Below are 19,592 nucleotides of genomic sequence, written 5' to 3'. Positions count from 1 at the left end.
CACCGCCCGTGGACGGAGACGTAGCAACCCGGAGACGGCGCGCTGCCGACGGTGTGGGGGCGCGCTGCCGACGGTCTGGGGGCGCACCGATGCGGCGGTCGTCACACCGGCCTGGTCAGCCGTCTCTACTCGTGAGTAACATTCGGGCATGAGCGCAGACCAGATGTCCATCGGCGAGATGCTCGCCGCCACGGTGCCCATGGCCCGGACCCTGAACCTCGAGTTCCTGGAGACCTCGCCGGAGCGGGCGGTGGTGTCGTTGCCGGACCAGGGCGAGTACCACAACCACGTGGGCGGTCCGCACGCCGGCGCGATGTTCACGCTCGGGGAGTCCGCGAGCGGGGCGATCGTGCTGGCCGCGTTCGGGGACCAGCTCTCGCGCGCCGTACCGCTCGCCGTCAGTGCCGAGATCTCCTACAAGAAGCTGGCGATGGGCGCCGTCACCGCCACGGCGACGCTGGGCCGCCCGGCCGCCGAGGTCGTCGCGCAGCTGGACGCCGGGGAGCGCCCCGAGTTCCCGGTCGCCATCGCCATCCAGCGGGCCGACGGTGCCGTCACCGGTGAGATGACCGTCACCTGGACCCTGCGGCCCAACGGCTGACCAAGGGGCCAGACCTGCGAACCCCGGCCGGGTGCCGGGGTTTTCGCATGCCGGCGGCCGTATCCGGGCCCGGCGGACGGGGTGGATGCCCGCCGGCCGCGCGGGATCACGCACGGCGTCCACCCGCGCCGCGTCGCCCTCGGCCGTGAGGGCCCCCTCCCGTTCGACGGCGTGATGGCCGTGGAGTGGGAGATTGTGTGGAACAACCTCCTTTCCCGGCGCACAACTTGCCGCCGCCGGAGGCCCCCTTTTCGAAAGCCGGTACGGATACCGTCGGTAACATATCCGTATTCCCGGCCTTTTGAAGTTGCGGCATCCGCACGCCTTGTTACCCGTGAGTCGCGTGTGCGAAAGTGAGCCGCCTCACAGCCGAGTCCACAGCTGACGTGGCTCCGGTATGCACCAATCACGCACCTGCTTTCCGACGGACGCGCCATTCGTATGCCGTTCTGCGGTGGAAGGAAATGGTTCCGTGCAATCCCCCACACCCCCACGCCCGCCGTACGCGCCACGGCCCGGAGCCGGACCCGCGGAGTCCGACCGCAATCTCCTCGCCCGGGTGGGCGAACCCGCCGAAGGGCCGCGCGCCGTCGCACTGTTGCTGGCCCGGCACTGGCGCGCGGTCCACGAATACGCCGTGATCTGCCTGGCGTCCTCCGAGGATTCCGCGTCGATGGCCGCGGCCGCCGCCTTCCGCAGGGAACTCGCCTGGCCGGGAGGCGGCGCCCTGCGTCCGCGGCTGCTCACGGCCGTCCGGGAAACGGTCGGGGAATGGGCCGCCGACGACGGCATCAGCGCGGTCCTGCCGGAACTCCGCAAAACCGTCGGAGCCCGCGGCCTGCGCGCCGCCCGGTCCGGCACTCCGGAAAGGCGGCGCCTCGCGGAGCGCGCTTTCCGTGGCCTTCCGGGAGCCTCCCAATGCCTGCTCTGGCACAGCGCTGTCGAAGCCGAGCCCCTATCCGTGCCGGCCGGTCTGCTGGGCGTGGACGCCGCGACCGCGTCGGCCGCCCTGGATCAGGCGCGCGAGCAATTCAGGGCCGGATGCGTACGCGCCCACCGGGAACTCGCCCCGACGCGGGAATGCCGTTACTACAACCGTCTGCTGGACGTTCCCATGCGCCGCGGTGGGGCGCTGCTGCCGGATGTGCAGCGGCATCTCCTGGCGTGCCGGTACTGCCGGCACGCCGCCGAACAACTCAGCCATTTCGAGGGCGGTCTGGAGGATCTGCTCGCCGAGACGGTGCTCGGCTGGGGCGCCCGCCGTTACCTGGAATCGCGGCCGGGCCGCGTCGAGGCGCGGGGCACCGTGTCCGCCGGCGGACGCCATCGCCTCCGGCCCCGTGCCCTGCCGTCGCCCGGTCGGGCCGGGGCGCCGAGAAGGCACACGAAGGCACTGGCCGCCGCCGTCGGGGTGACCTCCCTCGTCCTGCTCGCGACCCTGTTCGCCGCCCGGGGCTGGACGGAGGAGGGTGGCGCCGACGCGCAGTCGGCCACCTGGGGCGAGGTCAGCGGCCACTCCGTCGACCCGGACCGCGCGGGCCCCTCGTCCCTCAGTCCCGACTCCGCCGCGTCCCCGGCCGCCGGCGCCCCCACGGCCGCCTCCGCCGGCGGCGCCGCCGAAGTGGCCCGGGGGCGGCTGCGCAACCTCGACGAGAGCCTGTGCCTGGACGTCCTGGGCGGCCGGACCCGGACCGACGCCCGCATCGTGCTGACCGCCTGTTCCGCGGGCGAGTCCCAGCAGTGGTCGTACCGGGACGACGGGGCCCTGCGCAGCGCCGCCGACCCGTCCCTGTGCCTCGGCTCCGACCCCGCCGAGGGCTCCGTCACGGCAGCCGACTGCCTGGTGCACGCGGGGGTCGTCCGCTACGACCTGACCGTGCGCGGCGAGCTCCTGCCGCGCGGCGGCAAGGGACTGGCCCTCGCCCCCGGAAAGAGCCGGACCGTGATCGTCACCGACCGCGACGGTTCCAGGGCCCAGCGCTGGGCCCTGGAACCGGACGTCGCCCCGGGAACGCCCGCGAAGCCCCGGGAGGGGCAGGCCGAGGACACGCCGCGGGAGAGCCGAAGGGAGCCGGAGCAGCGACCGTACCGGGAGCCGGAGCGGCGGCCGTACGACGACGCCCCCTCCCAGCGGCCCCGGCCGCCCCGCATCGAGCCCGGGCAACTGCCGCACCAGCGGTACGAGACGCGGTTCGCCCAGGTGGGCTGCTGCGAGGAGACCGCACCACGGGGCGGGGCCGAGGCAGCCCCCGGGGGCGGTGGGACCGTCCCGCGGTGGGGCCCCGGCGCCCTCGCTCACACGGGCGCCCTCGCTCACACGAATGACGCCGTGGCCGGCACCGTGGCGACGCTGCACTCCACCGTGCGGGTGCCGTAGGAGCGCTGCGGGGCCGCCCACGAGGGAGGTCCCGCACGCGCGGATCGGGGCCGCCCGTCCAGGAGGCTCCGCACGCACGGATCGGGTCCGCCCGTCCAGCAGGCCCCGCACGCACGGATCCCCGCGCGCGCCGCAGGAGGTCCCGCACGCACAGATCCGGGCCGCCCGCCCAGGAGGTCCCGCGTGCATGGGTCCGGGCCGCCCGCCCGGGAGGTCCCGCGTGCACGGGTCCGGGCCGCGCGCCCGGGAGGCCACCGCACGCACGGAGCCCCGCGCACCGCAAGGGCCGTCCGGGGGCGAGGCGTGGCCGACAGGCGCCTGGCATCGAACCGGAACAGACTGGTACTCCTCCTGAGTCCGCCCGCAAACCCAGGGAGTCACCCATGCCCGAGGCCCCGCGCCGGGACAGCAGGACCGCACCGTCCGACGAGGAACTGCGCACGCTGGACGCCCACTGGCGGGCCGCCAACTACCTCGCGGCCGGTCAGATCTACCTCATGGCGAACCCCCTGCTGACCGAGCCGTTGCAGCCCGAGCACATCAAGCCGCGGCTGCTGGGCCACTGGGGCACCTCACCCGGGCTGAACCTCGTCCACACCCACCTCAACCGGGTGATCAAGAACCGTGGGCTGGATGCCCTGTGCGTCTGGGGCCCGGGCCACGGAGGCCCCTCGGTCCTCGCCAACTCCTGGCTGGAGGGCAGCTACAGCGAGAAGTACCCCGACGCGTCCCGGGACGCTCGGGGCATGGAGCTGCTGATGCGGCAGTTCTCCTTCCCCGGCGGCGTGCCCAGCCACGTCGCCCCGGAGGTGCCCGGCTCGATCCACGAGGGCGGAGAACTCGGCTACTCCCTCGCCCACGCCTACGGCGCCGCCCTGGACAACCCGGGCCTGCTGGTGGCCTGCGTGATCGGCGACGGCGAGGCGGAGACCGGCCCGCTCGCCGGGTCCTGGCACGCCGACAAGTTCCTCGACCCCGTCCACGACGGCGCCGTCCTGCCGATCCTGCACCTCAACGGCTACAAGATCGCCAACCCGACCGTGCTGTCCCGCCTTCCCCGGGAGGAACTCGACGCGCTGCTGCGCGGCTACGGCCACGAGCCGCTCCACGTCGCCGGTGACGACCCGGCCACCGTCCACCGCGCCATGGCCGACGCCATGGACACGGCGCTGGACCGCATCGCCGCCGCACAGCACGCCGCACGCGAGGAGGGCGTGACCGAGCGCCCGCGCTGGCCGGTGATCGTGCTGCGCACCCCCAAGGGCTGGACCGGCCCGGCCGAGGTCGACGGCGAACCCGTCGAGGGCACGTGGCGCGCCCACCAGGTGCCGCTGTCCGGCGTCCGCGACAACCCCGAGCACCTGAAGCAGCTGGAGTCCTGGCTGCGCTCGTACCGGCCCGAGGAGCTGTTCGACGCGGCGGGCCGCCCGGTCGCGGACGTCCTCGCCTGCGTGCCCGAGGGGACCAGGCGCCTGGGCGCCACCCCGCACGCCAACGGCGGTCTGCTCCTCCGCGACCTGCCCGTGCCGTCCCTGGACGACTTCGCCGTGCCCGTCGACAAACCCGGCGCGACGCTGCACGAGCCGACCCGGGTCCTCGGCGACCTCCTCGCCCGGGTCATGCGCGACACCGCCGACCGGCGCGACTTCCGCCTGGTCGGCCCGGACGAGACCGCCTCCAACCGGCTCCAGGCCGTCTACACCGCCAGCGGCAAGGCCTGGCAGGCCGAGACCTTGCCCGTGGACGAGCACCTGGAGCGGCACGGCCGGGTGATGGAGGTCCTCTCCGAACACCTCTGCCAGGGCTGGCTGGAGGGCTACCTCCTCACCGGGCGGCACGGGCTGTTCTCCTGCTACGAGGCGTTCGTGCACATCGTCGACTCGATGGTCAACCAGCACATCAAGTGGCTGCGCACCTCGCGCAGGCTGCCCTGGCGGGCCCCCATCGCCTCCCTCAACTACCTGCTGACCTCGCACGTGTGGCGGCAGGACCACAACGGCTTCTCCCACCAGGACCCCGGCTTCGTCGACCACGTCCTCAACAAGAGCCCGGAGGTCGTCCGGGTCTACCTCCCGCCGGACGCGAACACCCTCCTGTCGGTCGCGGACCACGCCCTGCGCAGCCGCGACTACGTCAATGTGATCGTGGCCGGCAAGCAGCCCTGCTTCGACTGGCTGTCGATGGACGAGGCCCGGGTGCACTGCGCGCGCGGCGCCGGCATCTGGGAGTGGGCGGGCACCGAGGAGGGCACCGAGCCCGACGTCGTGCTGGCCTGCGCCGGCGACGTCCCCACCCAGGAGACCCTGGCCGCCGCCCATCTGCTCCGCCGGTACCTGCCCGAGCTGTCCGTCCGGGTCGTCAACGTCGTCGACCTGGCCCGGCTGCTGCCTCAGGGGGAACACCCGCACGGCATGAGCGACTTCGAGTACGACGGCCTCTTCACCACCGACAAGCCGGTGATCTTCGCCTACCACGGCTACCCCTGGCTGATCCACCGCCTGGCCTACCGCCGCACCGGCCACGGCAATCTGCACGTGCGCGGCTACAAGGAGGCCGGCACCACCACCACGCCCTTCGACATGGTCGTCCGCAACGACCTCGACCGCTACCGCCTGGTCATGGACGTCATCGACCGCGTCCCCGGCCTCGCCGTGCGCGCCACCGCCGTACGCCAGCGGATGGCCGACGCCCGCACCCGCCACCACGCCTGGATCCGCGAGCACGGCACCGATCTGCCCGAGGTCGCCGAATGGAGCTGGAACGCCTGAGCCCCGGGGGGCGTCCTAGAAGCCGGTAGGCTTCCCGGGGTCGCAGGGAAGCTCAGCGAAAGGAACCGGCGTTGCACGTCCAGGAGTGGCTCGAAACCGTACCCGCGGTCGCCGTCTACGGGCTGGTCGGGCTGGTCATCGGCCTGGAAAGCCTGGGCATCCCGCTGCCGGGAGAGATCATCCTCGTCTCCTCGGCGCTGCTCGCCTCCCAGCACGGCGAGATCGACCCCGTCGTCCTCGGCGCCAGCGCCACGGCCGGTGCGATCATCGGCGACTCGATCGGCTACGCCATCGGCCGCAAGGGCGGACGGCCCCTGCTGGCCTGGCTGGGCGGCAAGTTCCCCAAGCACTTCAGCGAGGGCCACATCGCCACCGCCGAGCGCTCCTTCGAGAAGTGGGGCATGTGGGCCGTCTTCTTCGGCCGCTTCGTCGCCCTGCTCCGCATCTTCGCGGGCCCGCTCGCCGGTGTGCTGCGCATGCCCTACTGGAAGTTCCTCATCGCCAACGTCCTCGGCGGCATCGTCTGGGCGGGCGGCACGACCGCGGTCATCTACTACGTCGGCATCGTCGCGGAGTCCTGGCTGAAGCGCTTCTCGTGGCTGGGCCTGGTGGCGGCGGTCCTGGTGGGCCTCACGTCCATGCTGGTGATCAAGCGCAAGGCGAAGAAGGCAGTACCTGCGGCGGCGGCGGAGTAGCTCGCCCCGAAGGGGCGCGGGGACTGCGCGACCAGCCACCATCCCCTCACCCCGAAGGGGCGCGGGGACCTGCGCGACCAGCCACCATCCACCCGCACCCGCCGAACCGCCTACGCATGCACCTCGCGATGCGCCTTCGCCAACTCGGCGTACATCGTGCCGTTGAGGGTGACGCCCTGCCGCTCCTCCTCCGACAGCTCCCGCCGGACCTTCGCGGGAACCCCCGCCACCAGTGACCCGGGCGGCACGACCATGCCCTGCGGCACCAGCGCCTGCGCGGCGACCAGCGAACCGGCCCCGATCACAGCCCCGTTCAGGACCGTCGCCCCCATACCGATCAGACAGTCGTCCTCGACCGTCGCCCCGTGCACCACCGCGTTGTGCCCGATGCTCACCCGCTCACCGACACTCACGGGGAACCCGGGGTCGGCATGGAGCGTGCAGTTGTCCTGGACGTTGCTGCTCGCCCCGACGGAGATCGCCTCGACGTCGCCGCGCACCACGGCCCCGTACCAGACGCTCGCGCCCGGGCCCAGCGTCACGCCCCCGATCACCGACGCCGTCGGCGCCACGAACGCCGACGCGTCGATCTCCGGCTCCCTGCCGCCGATCCCCGTGATCATCGCCCGCTGCGCCATGTCCGCCTCCAGGAACGTCGTAGACAACGCGCACACCGTACGCCACACGGTGGGGTGAAGATCACAGGCCTCCGGGGCCACGGCCGGGGCTACCGCTGAGTACCGTGAGCTCGTGCCGAAGCGCAAGAACACGTTCTCATCCTGGCGGCGGGACCTCACCCAGCGGGCCGTCCACGCGGGCTGGGCCTGGGTGCAGCGCACGGGCTCGGTCACCGCCGAACACCCCGGCCGCTACCGCTTCGGCGCCATGGGAACAGGTACCAGACTGGCCTTCCCGCTCGGCACGGTCTTCGGTGAACCGTGGATCCACGTCGGCTCCCACTGCATCATCGGCGAACAGGTCACCCTCACCGCGGGTCTGATGCCCGACCTCGACCTCGGCCCGGAGCCGATCCTGCGCATCGGCGACGGGGTCGTCCTGGGCCGCGGCAGCCACGTCATCGCGGACACGACGGTCACCATCGGCAGCGACTGCTACTTCGGCCCGTACGTGTACGTCACGTCCACGAACCACTCCTACGACGATCCGCACGAGCCGATCGGCAAGCAGTGGCCGCGGATGGAGCCGGTGGAGATCGGGCCCGGCTGCTGGATCGGCACCGGAGCGGTCATCCTGCCGGGCGCGCGGATCGGGCGGAACGTGGTGGTGGCCGCGGGCGCCGTCGTGCGCGGAACGGTGCCCGACCACGCCGTGGTGGCGGGCGCTCCGGCGCGCGTCGTACGCCGCTGGACCCCGGCCGACGGCTGGCAGCCACCCCTGCGCACACCGGCACCGGTGCCCATACCGGAGGGCGTCACCCCCGAGCAGCTCCGGGCGCTGTCGGAGCTGGACGAGGAGACGGCGGCCCGGCTGGCCGCGCTGGACGAGGAGACCGCGGCCGATCTCGCGCGGCTGGAGCCGGGTTCCTGAACCGCCGGGCTCAGCCCGACGCCAGCAGGACCGTCCCCACCAGGGCGAGCCCCGCTCCGGCGGCCTGGATCGCCCGCAGCCGTTCCCGGAGGACACCCCGCGCGGCCACGGCCGTCACCACCGGGTACAGGGAGGCCAGCACGGCGGCGACCGTCACCGGACCGTGCTGCGCGGCGATCGAGTAGGTGCCGTTCGCGGCGACGTCCGCGAGTCCGACGAAGGCGAGGGCGGCCAGCGAACGCCAGGGGAAGCCGCCTGCCGGGAGCGCGGGCGACCCGCGCCGCACGGAGACGCAGAGGGCCAGTCCGCCCGCGGCGACGTTGGTCACCCGCTGGACGAACAGGGCGAGGAACAGACCGGTCAGCGTCGTGGACGCCTCGGCGATCAGGGCCATCACCGCGCCGAAGCCGAACGCCGCGAGCAGGGTCAGGGCGATGGCCTGGCGCTGGACGGGGGCGCCGCGGAACTGGGGGCCTCCGGCGAGGCACACCCCGGCGATCGCCACGAGAATGCCGAGGAACTGCAGCAGGCCGGGACGCTCGCCCAGCACCAGGCCCACCCCGACCGGCACGGCCACGCCGATCGACCCCAGTGGCGAGACCACGCCCATGGGGCCGAGCGCGAGCGCCTTGTAGAAGGCGAGCATCGCCACCGGTCCGACCAGCCCGGCCGCCACGGCGAACCACAGCTGCGGTCCCGCCTCGCTCCAGCCGCCGGTCGCGAACACGACGGCGCCGAGCACCACCACCGCGATCGACTGCGAGACCACGACCACCGTGAGCGCGGGCGTGCGCCGGGTCAGCAGACCGCCGCCGAAGTCGGCCAGCCCCCACAACAGGCTGGTGGCCAGGGCGAAGAGCGCTGTCATGGGACGGATACCTCGCAGTACAGTTCAGTGAACGATCAGGTCAACCACACCATAGTGCAGCGCATTGCACTGTGTCATACAGAATATTGGACGGAATGTGTCGGACCTCGACCTGCTGACCCAGTCCCTGGCGCGCAGCGTCAAGCACTGGCGTGCGGTACGCGGCTTCACGCTGGACGTGCTCGCCGCCCGGGCGGGCGTCAGCCGCGGCATGCTCATCCAGATCGAGCAGGCCCGCACCAACCCCAGCCTCGGCACTGTCGTGAAGATCGGCGACGCGCTCGGCGTGAGCATCACCACCCTGCTCGACTACGAGCAGGGCCCCAACGTCCGCATCGTCCCGGCCGACCAGGCCGTGCGGCTGTGGCACACCGACGCCGGCAGCTACAACCGGCTCCTCGCGGGCACCGAGGCGCCCGGCCCGCTGGAGATGTGGGACTGGCGGCTCATGCCCGGCGAGAGCAGCCCGTCGGACCCGCACCCCGCCGGCACGACCGAACTGCTCCACGTCACGGCGGGCGAGCTGACCCTCACCGTCGACGGCGTCGAGCACCGGGTGCCCGCGGGCGCCAGCGTCCACTTCGAGGCGAACGTCCCGCACGCCTACGGCAACACCGGCGACGCGCCCATGGAGATGGTCATGGCCGTCTCGGTGCCGCCCGTGACCTGAGACGCCCGGTCCCGCACCGGCCCGCTGTTGTTAGCGTGCGGCCATGCGCGCACCCATCGGACAGTTCGACAACGCCCGCCCGGCCCCCGCCTGCCTCGGCGAACTCACCGCCCCGGTCGCCGACGCCGTACGCCACTGGCGGGGCAGCGTCCCGGCGGAGCAGATCGTCTACGTCGACACCGACCCGGAGTGGGCCGACACCGCCACCTTCGTGGAGCACTACGGGCAGGACCTGCTGGAGCGGTCGGCGAACTGCGTGGTGGTCTCCGGCAAGCGGGGCGGCGAGTCCACGCTCGCGGCGTGCCTCGTGCTGTCCACCACCCGGGTCGACGTCAACGGTGTGGTACGCCGCAGGCTCGGCGCCCGCAAGGCCTCCTTCGCCTCCATGGACACGGCGACCGGCGAGACCGGCATGGAGTACGGCGGTATCACCCCGCTCGGGCTGCCGGACGGCTGGCCGCTGCTGGTGGACGCGGCCGTGGCCGACCTGCCGTACGTGCTGGTCGGCAGCGGACGGCGGCGCGGCAAGCTGCTGGTCCCGGGCAAGGCGTTCGCGCAGCTGCCCGGTGCCGAGGTGCTGGAGGGGCTCGGGGTCTCCTGACCCGACGCCGCGCCGCGCCGGCCGGCGACGGCTCCGGCGGCCGCCTGGGCGCTCCCCGTCTACGCCGCCATGTGGTGGGCCAGCGGCAGATGTGGGTCGCTCTCGCCCGGGGCCGGCTCCGGGTCCGCGTGCACCAGGGCCGCGGTCAGGCGCGGTACCGCGTGCAGCAGCGCGTGCTCGGCGTCCACGGCGATCCGGTGGGCCTCGCGCACCGTCGCCTCGCCGTCGACCACGACCGCCACCTCGGCGCGCAGCCGGTGGCCGATCCAGCGCAGCCGCAGTTCACCCACCCCCCGCACCCCGGGCACCTCCGTCAGTGCCCGCTCGGCCCGGTCCACCAGGGCCGGGTCGACGGCGTCCATCACCCGGCGGAACACCTCCCGGGCCGCGTCCCGCAGCACCAGGGCGATGGCCGCCGTGATCGCCAGTCCGACGATCGGGTCCGCCGGTTCCCATCCCAGGGCCGAGCCACCGGCGCCCAGCAGCACCGCCAGTGAGGTGAAGCCGTCGGTGCGGGCGTGCAGACCGTCGGCGACCAGTGCGGCCGAGCCGATCGAGCGGCCGACGCGGATGCGGTAGCGGGCCACCCACTCGTTGCCGGCGAAGCCGACGAGCGCGGCCACGGCGACCGCCGGGACGTGCTGCACCGGGCGCGGATCCAGCAGTCGGTCCACGGCCGTCCAGCCCGCGAAGGCCGCCGACGCGGCGATGGTCAGCACGATCACGAGACCGGCCAGGTCCTCGGCCCGGCCGTAGCCGTAGGTGAAACGGCGCGTGGCCGCCCGCCGGCCCAGCACGAAGGCGATCCCGAGCGGGACGGCGGTCAGCGCGTCCGCGGTGTTGTGCACCGTGTCCCCGAGCAGCGCCACGGAGCCCGACACGGCCACGACGACCGCCTGGGCCAGTGCCGTCACGCCGAGCACGGCGAGCGAGACCCACAGCGCCCGCATCCCGCGGGCCGAGGACTCCAGGACGGAGTCGACCTTGTCGGCCGACTCGTGGGAGTGCGGCACGAGCAGGTGACCGACCCGGTGGCGCAGGCCGTGGCGGTGGCCGTGCCCGGGCCGGTCTTCGTGATCGTGCCCGTGGGTGTGCTCATGAGGGCGGGCCTGCTCGTGCCGGTCACTCACGTGGATCCCCTTCCGGTGCGCGCGGGAGTGGACGTACCCGTGCCGTGCCGCCATTATGTGCTTATGAGCGCACGCATGCACCTCTCATCTGCGCACGATGCGCATCCGCGCAGCCCGGGCGAGGAACAGTTCGCGCTCGCCGCGGAGGTTCTCGCCCTGCTGGGGGACCGGACCCGGCTCGCCCTGCTGCACGCGCTGACCGGGGGAGAGGCGGACGTCACGACCCTCACGCAGGCGTGCGGGGCGGCCAGGCCGGCCGTCAGCCAGCACCTGGCGCGACTGCGCCTGGCGGGCCTGGTGGACACGCGCAAGGACGGCCGCCGGGTGATCTACTCACTGCGCGACGGCCATCTGCGCCGCCTGGTCGACGAGGCGCTGAACGTGGCCGACCACCGCCTCAGCGACCGCCCCCCGCACGACTGACCACGGCAGCACCCAGGTCCCACTGGACACGCCTCGCACGGCAGGGACGCGGTTCCGCTGGGCGCGGCTCGCACGGCAGCGCCGGGGTCCCGCTGGGCACGCCTCGCACGGCAGGGATGCGGTTCTGCTGGGCGCGGCTCGCACGGCAGGGACGCGGTTCTGCTGGGCGCGGCTCGCACGGCAGGGACGCGGTCCCGAGACGCGCGGCTCGCTCAGTAGCGTGCCGCCGTCCCCAGGTACTGCTCGGCGAAGGCGGCGGCCGCGGTGGGCGAGGTGAACAGGCGGCGCAGCCGGGCGAGCGCGGTGCCCGCACGGAACGGGTCGCCCGCCGCCGTGCCGTGGTACACCTCGGACAGCCACTGCGAGAACTCCTGGTAGTCCCACACCCGGCGCAGACACGCCTCCGCGTAGCCGCCGAGGCCGCTGTCGTCGCCGGTGGTCAGCCGGGCCACCAGGGCGTCGCCGAGGAGGAAGGCGTCGTGCAGGGCGAGATTCATGCCCTTGGCCGCGATGGGGGCGACCAGGTGGGCCGCGTCGCCCGCGAGATGGAGCCGGCCGTGCACCATCGGCTCGACCACGTAGTCGTGCATGTCCAGCACGCGCTTCTCGATCAGCCGCCCCTCGGTCGGCGGGGGCGCGCCGGCCGCCCCGAGCCGCTGCCGGAGCTCCGACCAGACGCGCTCGTGCGGCCAGTTGTCCGGATCGTCGCCCGGCGGGCACTGGAGGTAGTAGCGGGTCAGCTCCGGGCTGCGGGGCATCTGGCCGGCGAACCCGCGCGCGTGGCAGCCGAACAGCACGCAGTCGGCGGACGGCGGCGCCTCGGCGAGCAGGGCCAGCCAGCCGATGCCGTAGTCGTGCCGCGCGATCCGGACCCGCTCGGGAGGGAGCGCGGCCCGGGTCGCTCCCCGTGCCCCGTCGCACCCGGCGACGAAGTCGCAGTGCACGAGTCGGCGTTCACCCGTCTCGGGGCAGGCGTACGACACGGACGGCTGGTCGCTGTCGAGGTCGTGCAGCGCCACGTCCCGGACGCCGAAGCGGATCTCGCCGCCGCGGACGTCGGCGTACTCGCGCACCAGGTCCGTCACCAGCAACGGCTGCGGGTAGACGAAGTGGTGACTTCCCGTCAGCTCGCCGTAGGGAAACCGGTAGCGCTCCCCCTCGAAGCGGAACTCGCAGGCGGTGTGCAGTTCCGCGCGGTCCAGCAGGTTCCGGGCGAGGCCCCGCTTCTCCAGGCCGCGTACGGCCCATTCCTCGATGACCCCCGCACGGGGCCGCCGTTCGATGACCTCGCGGGTCTCCGCCTCCAGCACCAGACAGCCGACGGACGCGGCCCGCAGGATGTTGCCGACGGTCAGACCCGCCGGGCCGGCGCCCACGACGACGACCGGAAAGCGTTGCGGGCCGTCGGAGTCCGGAGGCGGAGAGGCGTGGGACATGCGCACATTATGGAGGCCTCCTCCCGGCGGACGGGCACCTCCGGGAGGAGGCCTCAGGTCAGGATGTCCGTACGTCGTGCCGGGGCAGCCGCGGGATCTCGATGGCCGGGCAGCGGTCCATCACCATCTCCAGGCCCGCCGCGCGCGTCCGGTCGTACGCCCCCTCGTCGATCACGCCGAGCTGGAACCAGACGCCCTTCGCGCCCTTGGCGACCGCCTCGTCCGCGACGGCTCCGGCGAGCTCGCTGTTCACGAACACGTCCACGACGTCCACGTCGAAGGGGATGTCCGCCAGACTCGCGTACCCCTTCTCCCCGTGCACCGTCTCCGCCTTCGGGTGCACCGGTACGACGCGCTTGCCGAAACGCTGCAGCACGGCGGCGACGCCGTACGCCGCGCGCTGCCGGTTCGACGACAGGCCCACCACCGCCCAGGTGTCGCCGAGCCCGGTGAGGATCCTGCGGACCGTTGCCTCGTCGCCGTACACCGGCGGCCTCCTCGCACGTCGTGGACGAACTGCTCCTCCCCTTCAACGGCGGCGGGTGCGCGGTGATTCCCCTGACGGCCCCCGTGATAGCTTGCCGAGGCCAGTCGAACCCATGTACGTGGGTCAGGGAATCCGGTGCGAATCCGGAACTGACGCGCAGCGGTGAGGGGGACGGGCGGGGCCTCGGCCACTGGACTCCTGCACGGACGTCCGGGAAGGCGCTCCGACCCGGGCGAACCCGAGTCCGAAGACCTGCTGGCGGCCCCCGCGGCCGCGCGCGGCGGGGGAGCACCGTACGACCGGGCTCCGCGCATGAGCCCTCGACGCCTGAGGACTGGTTCCCGTGCCCCTCGCCCGCCCCGCCCGCGCCGCCGCGCTGCTCACGGCCGGATTCCTTCTCCTGACCGGCTGCGGCGGCACCACGTCCACCGACGCCAAGGCCGCCGTCACCCTCACCGACTGCGGGCACGAGGTCCGCGTCCCCGCCCCGCCGCAGCACGCCGTGTCCCTCAACCAGGGCACCACCGAGATCCTGCTCTCCCTGGGCCTCGCCGACCGCCTCGCGGGCACGGCCACCTGGACCGACCCCGTGATGAAGGGGCTGGAGAAGGCCGACGCGACGGTGCCACGCCTCGCCGACGACAACCCGTCCTTCGAGCGCGTCCTGGACGCCGAGCCCGACTTCGTCGCCGCGTCCTTCGTCTCCACCCTCGGCAAGGGCGGCGTCGCCACCCGCGAACAGTTCGAGAAGCTCGGCGTCCCCACCTACGTCTCCCCGTCCGACTGCGCCGGCAAGGACAACTCGGGCGGCGGCGACGGCGCACGCGACAAGGCACTCGACATCGACACCGTCTACCGCGAGGTCCATGACCTCGCGACCGTGTTCGGGGTGAGGAAGCGCGGCGACGCCCTCGTGGCCTCCCTCCGGCAGCGCATGAAGAAGGCCACCGCGGGCGTCGACGCCTCCGGCGTCACCCTCCTGTACTGGTTCGCGAACTCCGAGTCGCCCTACCTGGCGGGCTGTTGCGGAGCGCCCGGCATCATCACCCGGGCCCTCGGCGCGAAGAACGTCTTCGACGACACCCGCGAGGAGTGGCCGCAGGTCAACTGGGAGACGGTCGCCGACCGCGACCCCGACGTCCTCGTCATCGGCGACCTGACCCGCACGTCCCAGACCGCCGAGTCGGCCGAGAAGAAGATCGCCTTCCTGGAGTCCAACCCGGTCACGAGGAACATGGACGCCGTCCGGCACCGGCGGTACGTGCTGCTGAGCGGGCAGGCCATGAACCCGACCATCCGCACCGTCGAGGGCGTCGAGCAGGTCGCCGCCGGGCTGCGCCGCTTCGGGCTGGTGCGGTGACGGCCCAGGGCCTGCCGGCCGCCGGGACCAGGCCCCGGCGCCGGGCAGGACTCGCGCTGGGCGCGGCCGGGGCCGTCGCGCTCGTCGCTTCCCTCGCCGTGGCCATCACCATCGGCCCCGCCGACATCGGCGTCGCGGACGTGTGGTCCGTCGTGGCCGCCCATCTCGGTCTCGGCAGCTCCGGGCTGACGCCGATCCGGGACGGCATCGTCTGGCAGCTGCGGCTGCCGCGCACCCTGCTCGCGGCCGTGTGCGGAGCCGGACTGGCCGTGTGCGGAGCGGTGATGCAGTCCCTGCTGCGCAACCCGCTCGCCGACCCCTTCGTCCTCGGAGTGTCCTCGGGCGCCTCCACCGGAGCGGTACTCGTCGTCGTCCTCGGCGTGGGCGGCGGTGCCCTGCCGGTGCCGGCCGGGGCGTTCCTCGGCGCCCTGCTGTCGTTCGCGCTGGTGCTGCTGCTCAGCCACAGCCTGGGCGGCACCACCGACCGGGTCGTCCTCGCGGGCGTCGCCGCCATGCAGCTCTTCTCCGCGCTGACCTCATTCGTCGTGCTGACCTCCGCCGACGCCGAGACCACCCGCGGCGTGCTGTTCTGGCTCCTCGGCTCGCTCGGCGGCGCCGGCTGGACCGATGTCCGGCTGTGCCTGGCCGTACTGGCGGTGGCGCTGGTGGTGTGCCTGTCGTACGCCCGTGCCCTCGACGCCTTCGCCTTCGGGCAGGACGCCGCCGCCGCGCTCGGCGTGTCCGTCGCCCGCACCCGCCTGGTCCTGCTGTGCGTCACGGCCCTGCTCACGGCCGCGCTCGTCAGCTCCGCCGGGGCGATCGGCTTCGTCGGACTGGTCCTGCCGCACGCGGCCCGGGCCCTGACCGGCCCCGGGCACGCGCGGCTGCTGCCCATCACCGCCCTCGCCGGAGCGGTCTTCCTGGTCTGGGTGGACACCCTGGCCCGTACCGTCCTCGATCCGCAGGAGGTCCCGGTGGGTGTCGTGACGTCACTGATCGGGGTGCCGGCGTTCGTGGCGGTGCTGTACCGGACCCGGAGGGCACGGTGAGCGGCGCGGAAGCACCCGTGGGGGCGGGGCTGCGGGCCGACCGGGTCAGCCGCCGCGCCGACGGGCGTCTCATCCTGGACGGCGTCGCCCTCGCCCCGGAGACGGGCTCCACGGTCGGCGTGCTCGGCCCCAACGGCTCCGGCAAGTCCACGCTGCTGCGGCTGCTGGCCGGGCTGCTCACACCGACCTCCGGAGTCGTCACCCTCGACGGCACACCGCTGGCCGGCCTGCCCCGCCGCACGGTCGCGCGCCGCCTGGCCGTCGTCGAGCAACAGTCGCACAGTCAGGTCGAGTTGACGGTGGAGGACGTCGTACGGCTGGGCCGCGTCCCGCACCGCCGGGCCTGGACGCCCGCCTCGGCCGACGACGAGCGGGCGGTACGCGCCGCCCTGGAGCGCACGGGCCTCGCCGACCGGGCCGGCCGGCTGTGGCACACCCTCTCGGGCGGCGAACGCCAGCGGGCGCAGATCGCCCGCGCGCTCGCCCAGGACCCCCGCGAGCTCCTCCTCGACGAACCCACCAACCACCTCGACATCCACCACCAGCTCGACCTGCTCGCCCTGGTCACGGCCCTGCCCGTCACGACCGTCGTCGCTCTGCACGACCTCAACCTCGCGGCGATGTACTGCGACCGGGTCCTCGTGCTGAGCGCGGGACGGGTCGTGGCGGGAGGCACCCCGGACGAGGTCCTCACGGCGGAGCTCATCGCCGAGGTGTACGGGGTGCGGGCCGCCGTGAGCCGCGACGGGCCCGACGGGCGGCCCCACGTGCGGTACCTCGGCACACTGACCTGAGGGAGCCGGCACCTGCGACGCCCGCGGCTGGTCCGATCGCGCCACGGCGGCCGGAAAGGGACGGGTCCGCCTGCGCAGGCCCGTCCACCCGCCTACGCTCGCCTCGTGCTGCGCATCATCGACGCCCGAACCCGTGAGCCGGTCGACGCCGCTCCGGCCCGCCGGAGCCTGACCCGCGTCCAGGTGCACGCGTCGGGCTCCGACCCCACCGACCTGCGGGTGCTGCTCGTCGGGGACCTGCTCGTACGCACCCTGGAACTCGGCGGCACACCGGTGTGGGCCCTGCTGACCGGCGGCACCCGCGAGGCGGAGCTGCGCGCGCAGGCCGCGACGCTCGGTGTCCGCCCCTTCGAGGACAGCCCCGACGTCGGTGCGGGCCTGGGCGAGTCCCAGGTCGTCCACGTCGCCGCCGAAGGCGGGGCGGCACCCGACGGGGTGCGCATCGCCGTCGCCCCCGTCGAGCCGGGCCCGCCGGACCCCTCCGCCCCCGCCGGGCCGGTGCGGCCGGACTCTGCCGACCCCGCCGACCCCGCCGGGCCGGTGCGGCCGGACTCTGCCGACCCCGCCGACCCCGCCGACCCCGTCGAGCCGGTGCGGCCGGACTCTGCCGACCCCGCCGGGCCGGTGCGGCCGGATCCCGCCGACCCCGCCGTCCTGCGCCTCGCCCTGCTCACCCGGCACCACAGCGCCCCCCTGCGCCTGGAGACGGCCGGACTCGACGACGCCCGCGCCACCCTCGCCCGCTGGCGCGCCGCGGTCGCCCGCTGGGCGCGGCAGCCCTCGCGGCCGGTCCCCGACGGCGTACGGGAGCGGCTGCGCGAGGCCTGGGAGGACGACCTGGACGTGCCCCGGGTGCTGGATGTCCTGCGTCAGGTCGAGACCGAGCCGGACCTCGCGGACGGTGCCCGCTTCGAGACGTACGCCTACGCCGACCGGCTCCTGGCCCTCGACCTCACCCGCGATCTGGGATCCCCGTCATGATCGAACGCGCCGGAGCCGGCCCGCTGCGCCGCCTGGTCCTGCTGCGGCACGCCAAGTCCGCCTGGCCCCTGGACGTCGCCGACCACGAGCGCCCCCTCGCCCCACGCGGCCGGCGGGACGCCCCGGCCGCCGGGCGGGCCCTGGCCGACGCCGACCTCCTGCCGGACCTCGCCCTGTGCTCCACGGCGGTCCGCGCCCGTCTGACCTGGGACCTGGCCGCGGCGCAGTGGGGCACGCCCCCTCCGGTCCGGCACAACCGGCGGCTCTACGCCGCCGGGCCGTCGGGCCTGCTGGCCGTCGTGCACGACGTGCCCGCCGAGGTGGAGACGCTGCTGCTGATCGGGCACAACCCCGGCCTGGAGGAACTCGTCCTGGCCCTCGCCGGGGACGGCCTCGACGACACCCTGGAGCAGGTCCGCACGAAGTTCCCGACCTCCGCGATCGCCGTCCTGTCCTGGCGCGGCACGACCTGGCGGGCCCTCGCCCCCGGCACCGCGCTGCTCACGTCCGTCACCGTGCCCCGGGGCCCCAGGCACTAGGTCGCCTCCGCGAAGCCCCCGCCTGCCCCGCGACGCCCGGGGGGCCGGGCTCCGGCATGCGGCCTTTCCGGTGACGTACGCCCGGCCCGCGCTGCGCCCGCCTCCCGCGGCGGGTAGGGCGTCTGCGTCGAACGGTCTTGCCGATCCAGGAGGAGAGCAGCCATGCACGCAGTGATCCGGCGGTACGAGGGAGTGACCGACCCGGCCGAGGCGGGACGCCGGGTGGACGAGGAGTTCCTGCCGATCGTCCGCCAGGTCCCGGGGTTCGTGGCCTACTACTGGGTCGACGCCGGTGGCGGGGTGATGGTGTCGACCGGTGTCTTCCAGGACCGCTCCGGCGCCGAGGAGTCGACCAGCAGGGCCGGGGACTTCGTCCGGGACCGGCTCGCCGCACTGCTGCCGCACCCGCCCCAGGTCACGGCCGGCGAGGTCGTGGCCCACTCGTAGCGCGGGCCGCCGCGGCCCGGCCGAACGCCCCCTCGGGACGCTTCCGATCACGGGACTAGGCTGGCCGGATGCAGGACGAATACCGCACGGTGGCCGCCGCCGGCGTGCACGAGACCGAGGTCAGCCGCTCCCGCTTCCTGTGCGCCCTGGCCCCGGCGGCCACCGAGCAGGAGGCGCAGGACTTCATCGCCGCGGTCCGCAAGGAGCACGCCGACGCCTCCCACAACTGCTGGGCCTACGTCATCGGCGCCGACGCCTCCGTCCAGAAGGCGAGCGACGACGGCGAACCCGGAGGCACCGCCGGCGTGCCCATGCTCCAGATGCTGCTGCGCCGCGACATGCGGTACGTCGTCGCCGTCGTCACCCGCTATTTCGGCGGGGTCAAACTCGGCGCGGGCGGGCTCATCCGGGCGTACGGCGGAGCGGTCGGCGAAGCCCTGGACGCCCTCGGCACCCGCACCCGGCGCAGGTACCGGCTGGCCACGGTCACCGTCGACCACCAGCGCGCCGGCAAGCTGGAGAACGACCTGCGCACCACCGGGCGCGACGTCCGGGACGTGCACTACGGCGAGGCGGTCACCATCGAGATCGCCCTCCCGGACGCCGACGTCGACGCCTTCCGCTCCTGGCTCGCCGACGCCACCGCCGGGACGGCCGGTCTCGAAACGGGCGGGGAGGCGTACGGGGACGCGTGACGGCGGCTCGCCCGCCCCGCACCCGTGGCCCCGTTCCCGTAACGCCCCTTCCCCGCCTACGCCCGGCACCGCTCCGGAACGACCTGCCGCACAGCCCAGTTGTGGACATACCACCCGAATTGC

At 74.0% G+C, this 19,592-nt stretch carries 20 protein-coding genes and 1 riboswitch; of the genes, 15 read left to right on the top strand and 5 right to left on the bottom strand.

All coding sequences use genetic code 11. From position 1 onward, the window contains the following. Positions 1-163: 163 nt before the first annotated feature. From ACFV20_RS19065 to ACFV20_RS19050, 4 genes are all read left to right on the top strand, one after another. Positions 164-601 (top strand): DUF4442 domain-containing protein, encoded by a 438-nt coding sequence (locus tag ACFV20_RS19065; protein ID WP_385658295.1) that lies wholly within the window; start codon positions 164-166, stop codon positions 599-601. 472 nt (positions 602-1,073) lie between these two features. Then, entirely contained in the window at positions 1,074-2,978 is a 1,905-nt protein-coding gene (locus tag ACFV20_RS19060) for a ricin-type beta-trefoil lectin domain protein (RefSeq protein WP_385658038.1), read from the top strand. Between the two features lie 383 nt (positions 2,979-3,361). Continuing rightward, complete coding sequence (locus ACFV20_RS19055) at positions 3,362-5,746, top strand: phosphoketolase (protein WP_385658036.1); 2,385 nt, start codon at positions 3,362-3,364, stop codon at positions 5,744-5,746. A gap of 71 nt (positions 5,747-5,817) precedes the next feature. Beyond that, positions 5,818-6,441, top strand: coding sequence for a DedA family protein (locus ACFV20_RS19050; RefSeq protein WP_385658034.1), 624 nt, complete (start codon positions 5,818-5,820; stop codon positions 6,439-6,441). Between the two features lie 110 nt (positions 6,442-6,551). On the opposite strand, the gene ACFV20_RS19045 is transcribed toward ACFV20_RS19050, so the two are convergent. Beyond that, complete coding sequence (locus ACFV20_RS19045; protein ID WP_385658293.1) at positions 6,552-7,079, bottom strand: gamma carbonic anhydrase family protein; 528 nt, start codon at positions 7,077-7,079, stop codon at positions 6,552-6,554. A 112-nt stretch (positions 7,080-7,191) separates the two neighbouring features. Between ACFV20_RS19045 and ACFV20_RS19040 the strand changes: the two genes are divergently transcribed. Then, on the top strand, positions 7,192-7,989 hold the full coding sequence (locus ACFV20_RS19040; protein WP_385658032.1) for a DapH/DapD/GlmU-related protein: 798 nt from the start codon (positions 7,192-7,194) through the stop codon (positions 7,987-7,989). 10 nt (positions 7,990-7,999) lie between these two features. Here the strand turns inward: ACFV20_RS19040 and ACFV20_RS19035 are convergent, their stop codons facing one another. Continuing rightward, entirely contained in the window at positions 8,000-8,857 is an 858-nt protein-coding gene (locus tag ACFV20_RS19035) for a DMT family transporter (RefSeq protein WP_385658030.1), read from the bottom strand. Positions 8,858-8,954: 97 nt separating this feature from the next. On the opposite strand from ACFV20_RS19035, the gene ACFV20_RS19030 reads away from it, so the two are divergent. Together ACFV20_RS19030 and ACFV20_RS19025 are read left to right on the top strand one after the other, a co-directional pair. Then, the gene (locus ACFV20_RS19030) at positions 8,955-9,527 is read left to right on the top strand and encodes an XRE family transcriptional regulator (RefSeq protein WP_385658029.1); all 573 of its coding nucleotides are present in this window, start codon (positions 8,955-8,957) and stop codon (positions 9,525-9,527) included. Positions 9,528-9,570: 43 nt separating this feature from the next. Next, on the top strand, positions 9,571-10,128 hold the full coding sequence (locus ACFV20_RS19025) for a YbaK/EbsC family protein (protein ID WP_385658027.1): 558 nt from the start codon (positions 9,571-9,573) through the stop codon (positions 10,126-10,128). Positions 10,129-10,187: 59 nt separating this feature from the next. On the opposite strand, the gene ACFV20_RS19020 is transcribed toward ACFV20_RS19025, so the two are convergent. Beyond that, on the bottom strand, positions 10,188-11,258 hold the full coding sequence (locus ACFV20_RS19020) for a cation diffusion facilitator family transporter (protein WP_385658025.1): 1,071 nt from the start codon (positions 11,256-11,258) through the stop codon (positions 10,188-10,190). 63 nt (positions 11,259-11,321) lie between these two features. Between ACFV20_RS19020 and ACFV20_RS19015 the strand changes: the two genes are divergently transcribed. After that, positions 11,322-11,681 (top strand): ArsR/SmtB family transcription factor, encoded by a 360-nt coding sequence (locus ACFV20_RS19015; protein ID WP_385658024.1) that lies wholly within the window; start codon positions 11,322-11,324, stop codon positions 11,679-11,681. A 212-nt stretch (positions 11,682-11,893) separates the two neighbouring features. On the opposite strand, the gene ACFV20_RS19010 is transcribed toward ACFV20_RS19015, so the two are convergent. Both ACFV20_RS19010 and ACFV20_RS19005 read right to left on the bottom strand, forming a co-directional pair. Further along, positions 11,894-13,117 (bottom strand): 4-hydroxybenzoate 3-monooxygenase, encoded by a 1,224-nt coding sequence (locus tag ACFV20_RS19010; RefSeq protein ID WP_385658022.1) that lies wholly within the window; start codon positions 13,115-13,117, stop codon positions 11,894-11,896. A gap of 58 nt (positions 13,118-13,175) precedes the next feature. Continuing rightward, on the bottom strand, positions 13,176-13,604 hold the full coding sequence (locus ACFV20_RS19005; RefSeq protein WP_385658021.1) for a CoA-binding protein: 429 nt from the start codon (positions 13,602-13,604) through the stop codon (positions 13,176-13,178). Between the two features lie 84 nt (positions 13,605-13,688). Continuing rightward, positions 13,689-13,879, top strand: a riboswitch (cobalamin riboswitch). Positions 13,880-13,947: 68 nt separating this feature from the next. Here ACFV20_RS19005 and ACFV20_RS19000 point away from each other — a divergent pair. The 7 genes from ACFV20_RS19000 (at position 13,948) to ACFV20_RS18970 (ending at position 19,469) form a co-directional block, all read left to right on the top strand. Further along, positions 13,948-14,964 carry an ABC transporter substrate-binding protein gene (locus ACFV20_RS19000; RefSeq protein WP_385658019.1) on the top strand — a complete coding sequence of 339 codons (1,017 nt, stop codon included), beginning with the start codon at positions 13,948-13,950 and terminating at the stop codon, positions 14,962-14,964. Then, entirely contained in the window at positions 14,961-16,013 is a 1,053-nt protein-coding gene (locus tag ACFV20_RS18995; protein WP_385658017.1) for a FecCD family ABC transporter permease, read from the top strand. The genes ACFV20_RS19000 and ACFV20_RS18995 overlap by 4 nt, the downstream gene beginning before the upstream one ends. Next, positions 16,010-16,807 (top strand): ABC transporter ATP-binding protein, encoded by a 798-nt coding sequence (locus ACFV20_RS18990; RefSeq protein ID WP_385658015.1) that lies wholly within the window; start codon positions 16,010-16,012, stop codon positions 16,805-16,807. The genes ACFV20_RS18995 and ACFV20_RS18990 overlap by 4 nt, the downstream gene beginning before the upstream one ends. Before the next feature lie 105 nt (positions 16,808-16,912). Next, on the top strand, positions 16,913-17,788 hold the full coding sequence (locus ACFV20_RS18985) for a hypothetical protein (RefSeq protein WP_385658014.1): 876 nt from the start codon (positions 16,913-16,915) through the stop codon (positions 17,786-17,788). Further along, complete coding sequence (locus tag ACFV20_RS18980) at positions 17,785-18,327, top strand: SixA phosphatase family protein (protein WP_385658013.1); 543 nt, start codon at positions 17,785-17,787, stop codon at positions 18,325-18,327. Before ACFV20_RS18985 ends, ACFV20_RS18980 begins: the two co-directional genes overlap by 4 nt. Before the next feature lie 162 nt (positions 18,328-18,489). Beyond that, positions 18,490-18,774, top strand: a complete 285-nt coding sequence (locus tag ACFV20_RS18975) for a hypothetical protein (protein ID WP_385658011.1) — start codon at positions 18,490-18,492, stop codon at positions 18,772-18,774. Positions 18,775-18,842: 68 nt separating this feature from the next. Beyond that, positions 18,843-19,469 carry a YigZ family protein gene (locus ACFV20_RS18970; protein ID WP_385658009.1) on the top strand — a complete coding sequence of 209 codons (627 nt, stop codon included), beginning with the start codon at positions 18,843-18,845 and terminating at the stop codon, positions 19,467-19,469. Positions 19,470-19,592: the final 123 nt, after the last annotated feature.

The organism is Streptomyces sp. NPDC059696 (assembly GCF_042733745.1).
Classification (GTDB): Bacteria; Actinomycetota; Actinomycetes; order Streptomycetales; family Streptomycetaceae; genus Streptomyces.
Note: the sequence above shows the minus strand (reverse complement) of the source record. Positions and strands in the feature narration are given on the sequence as shown.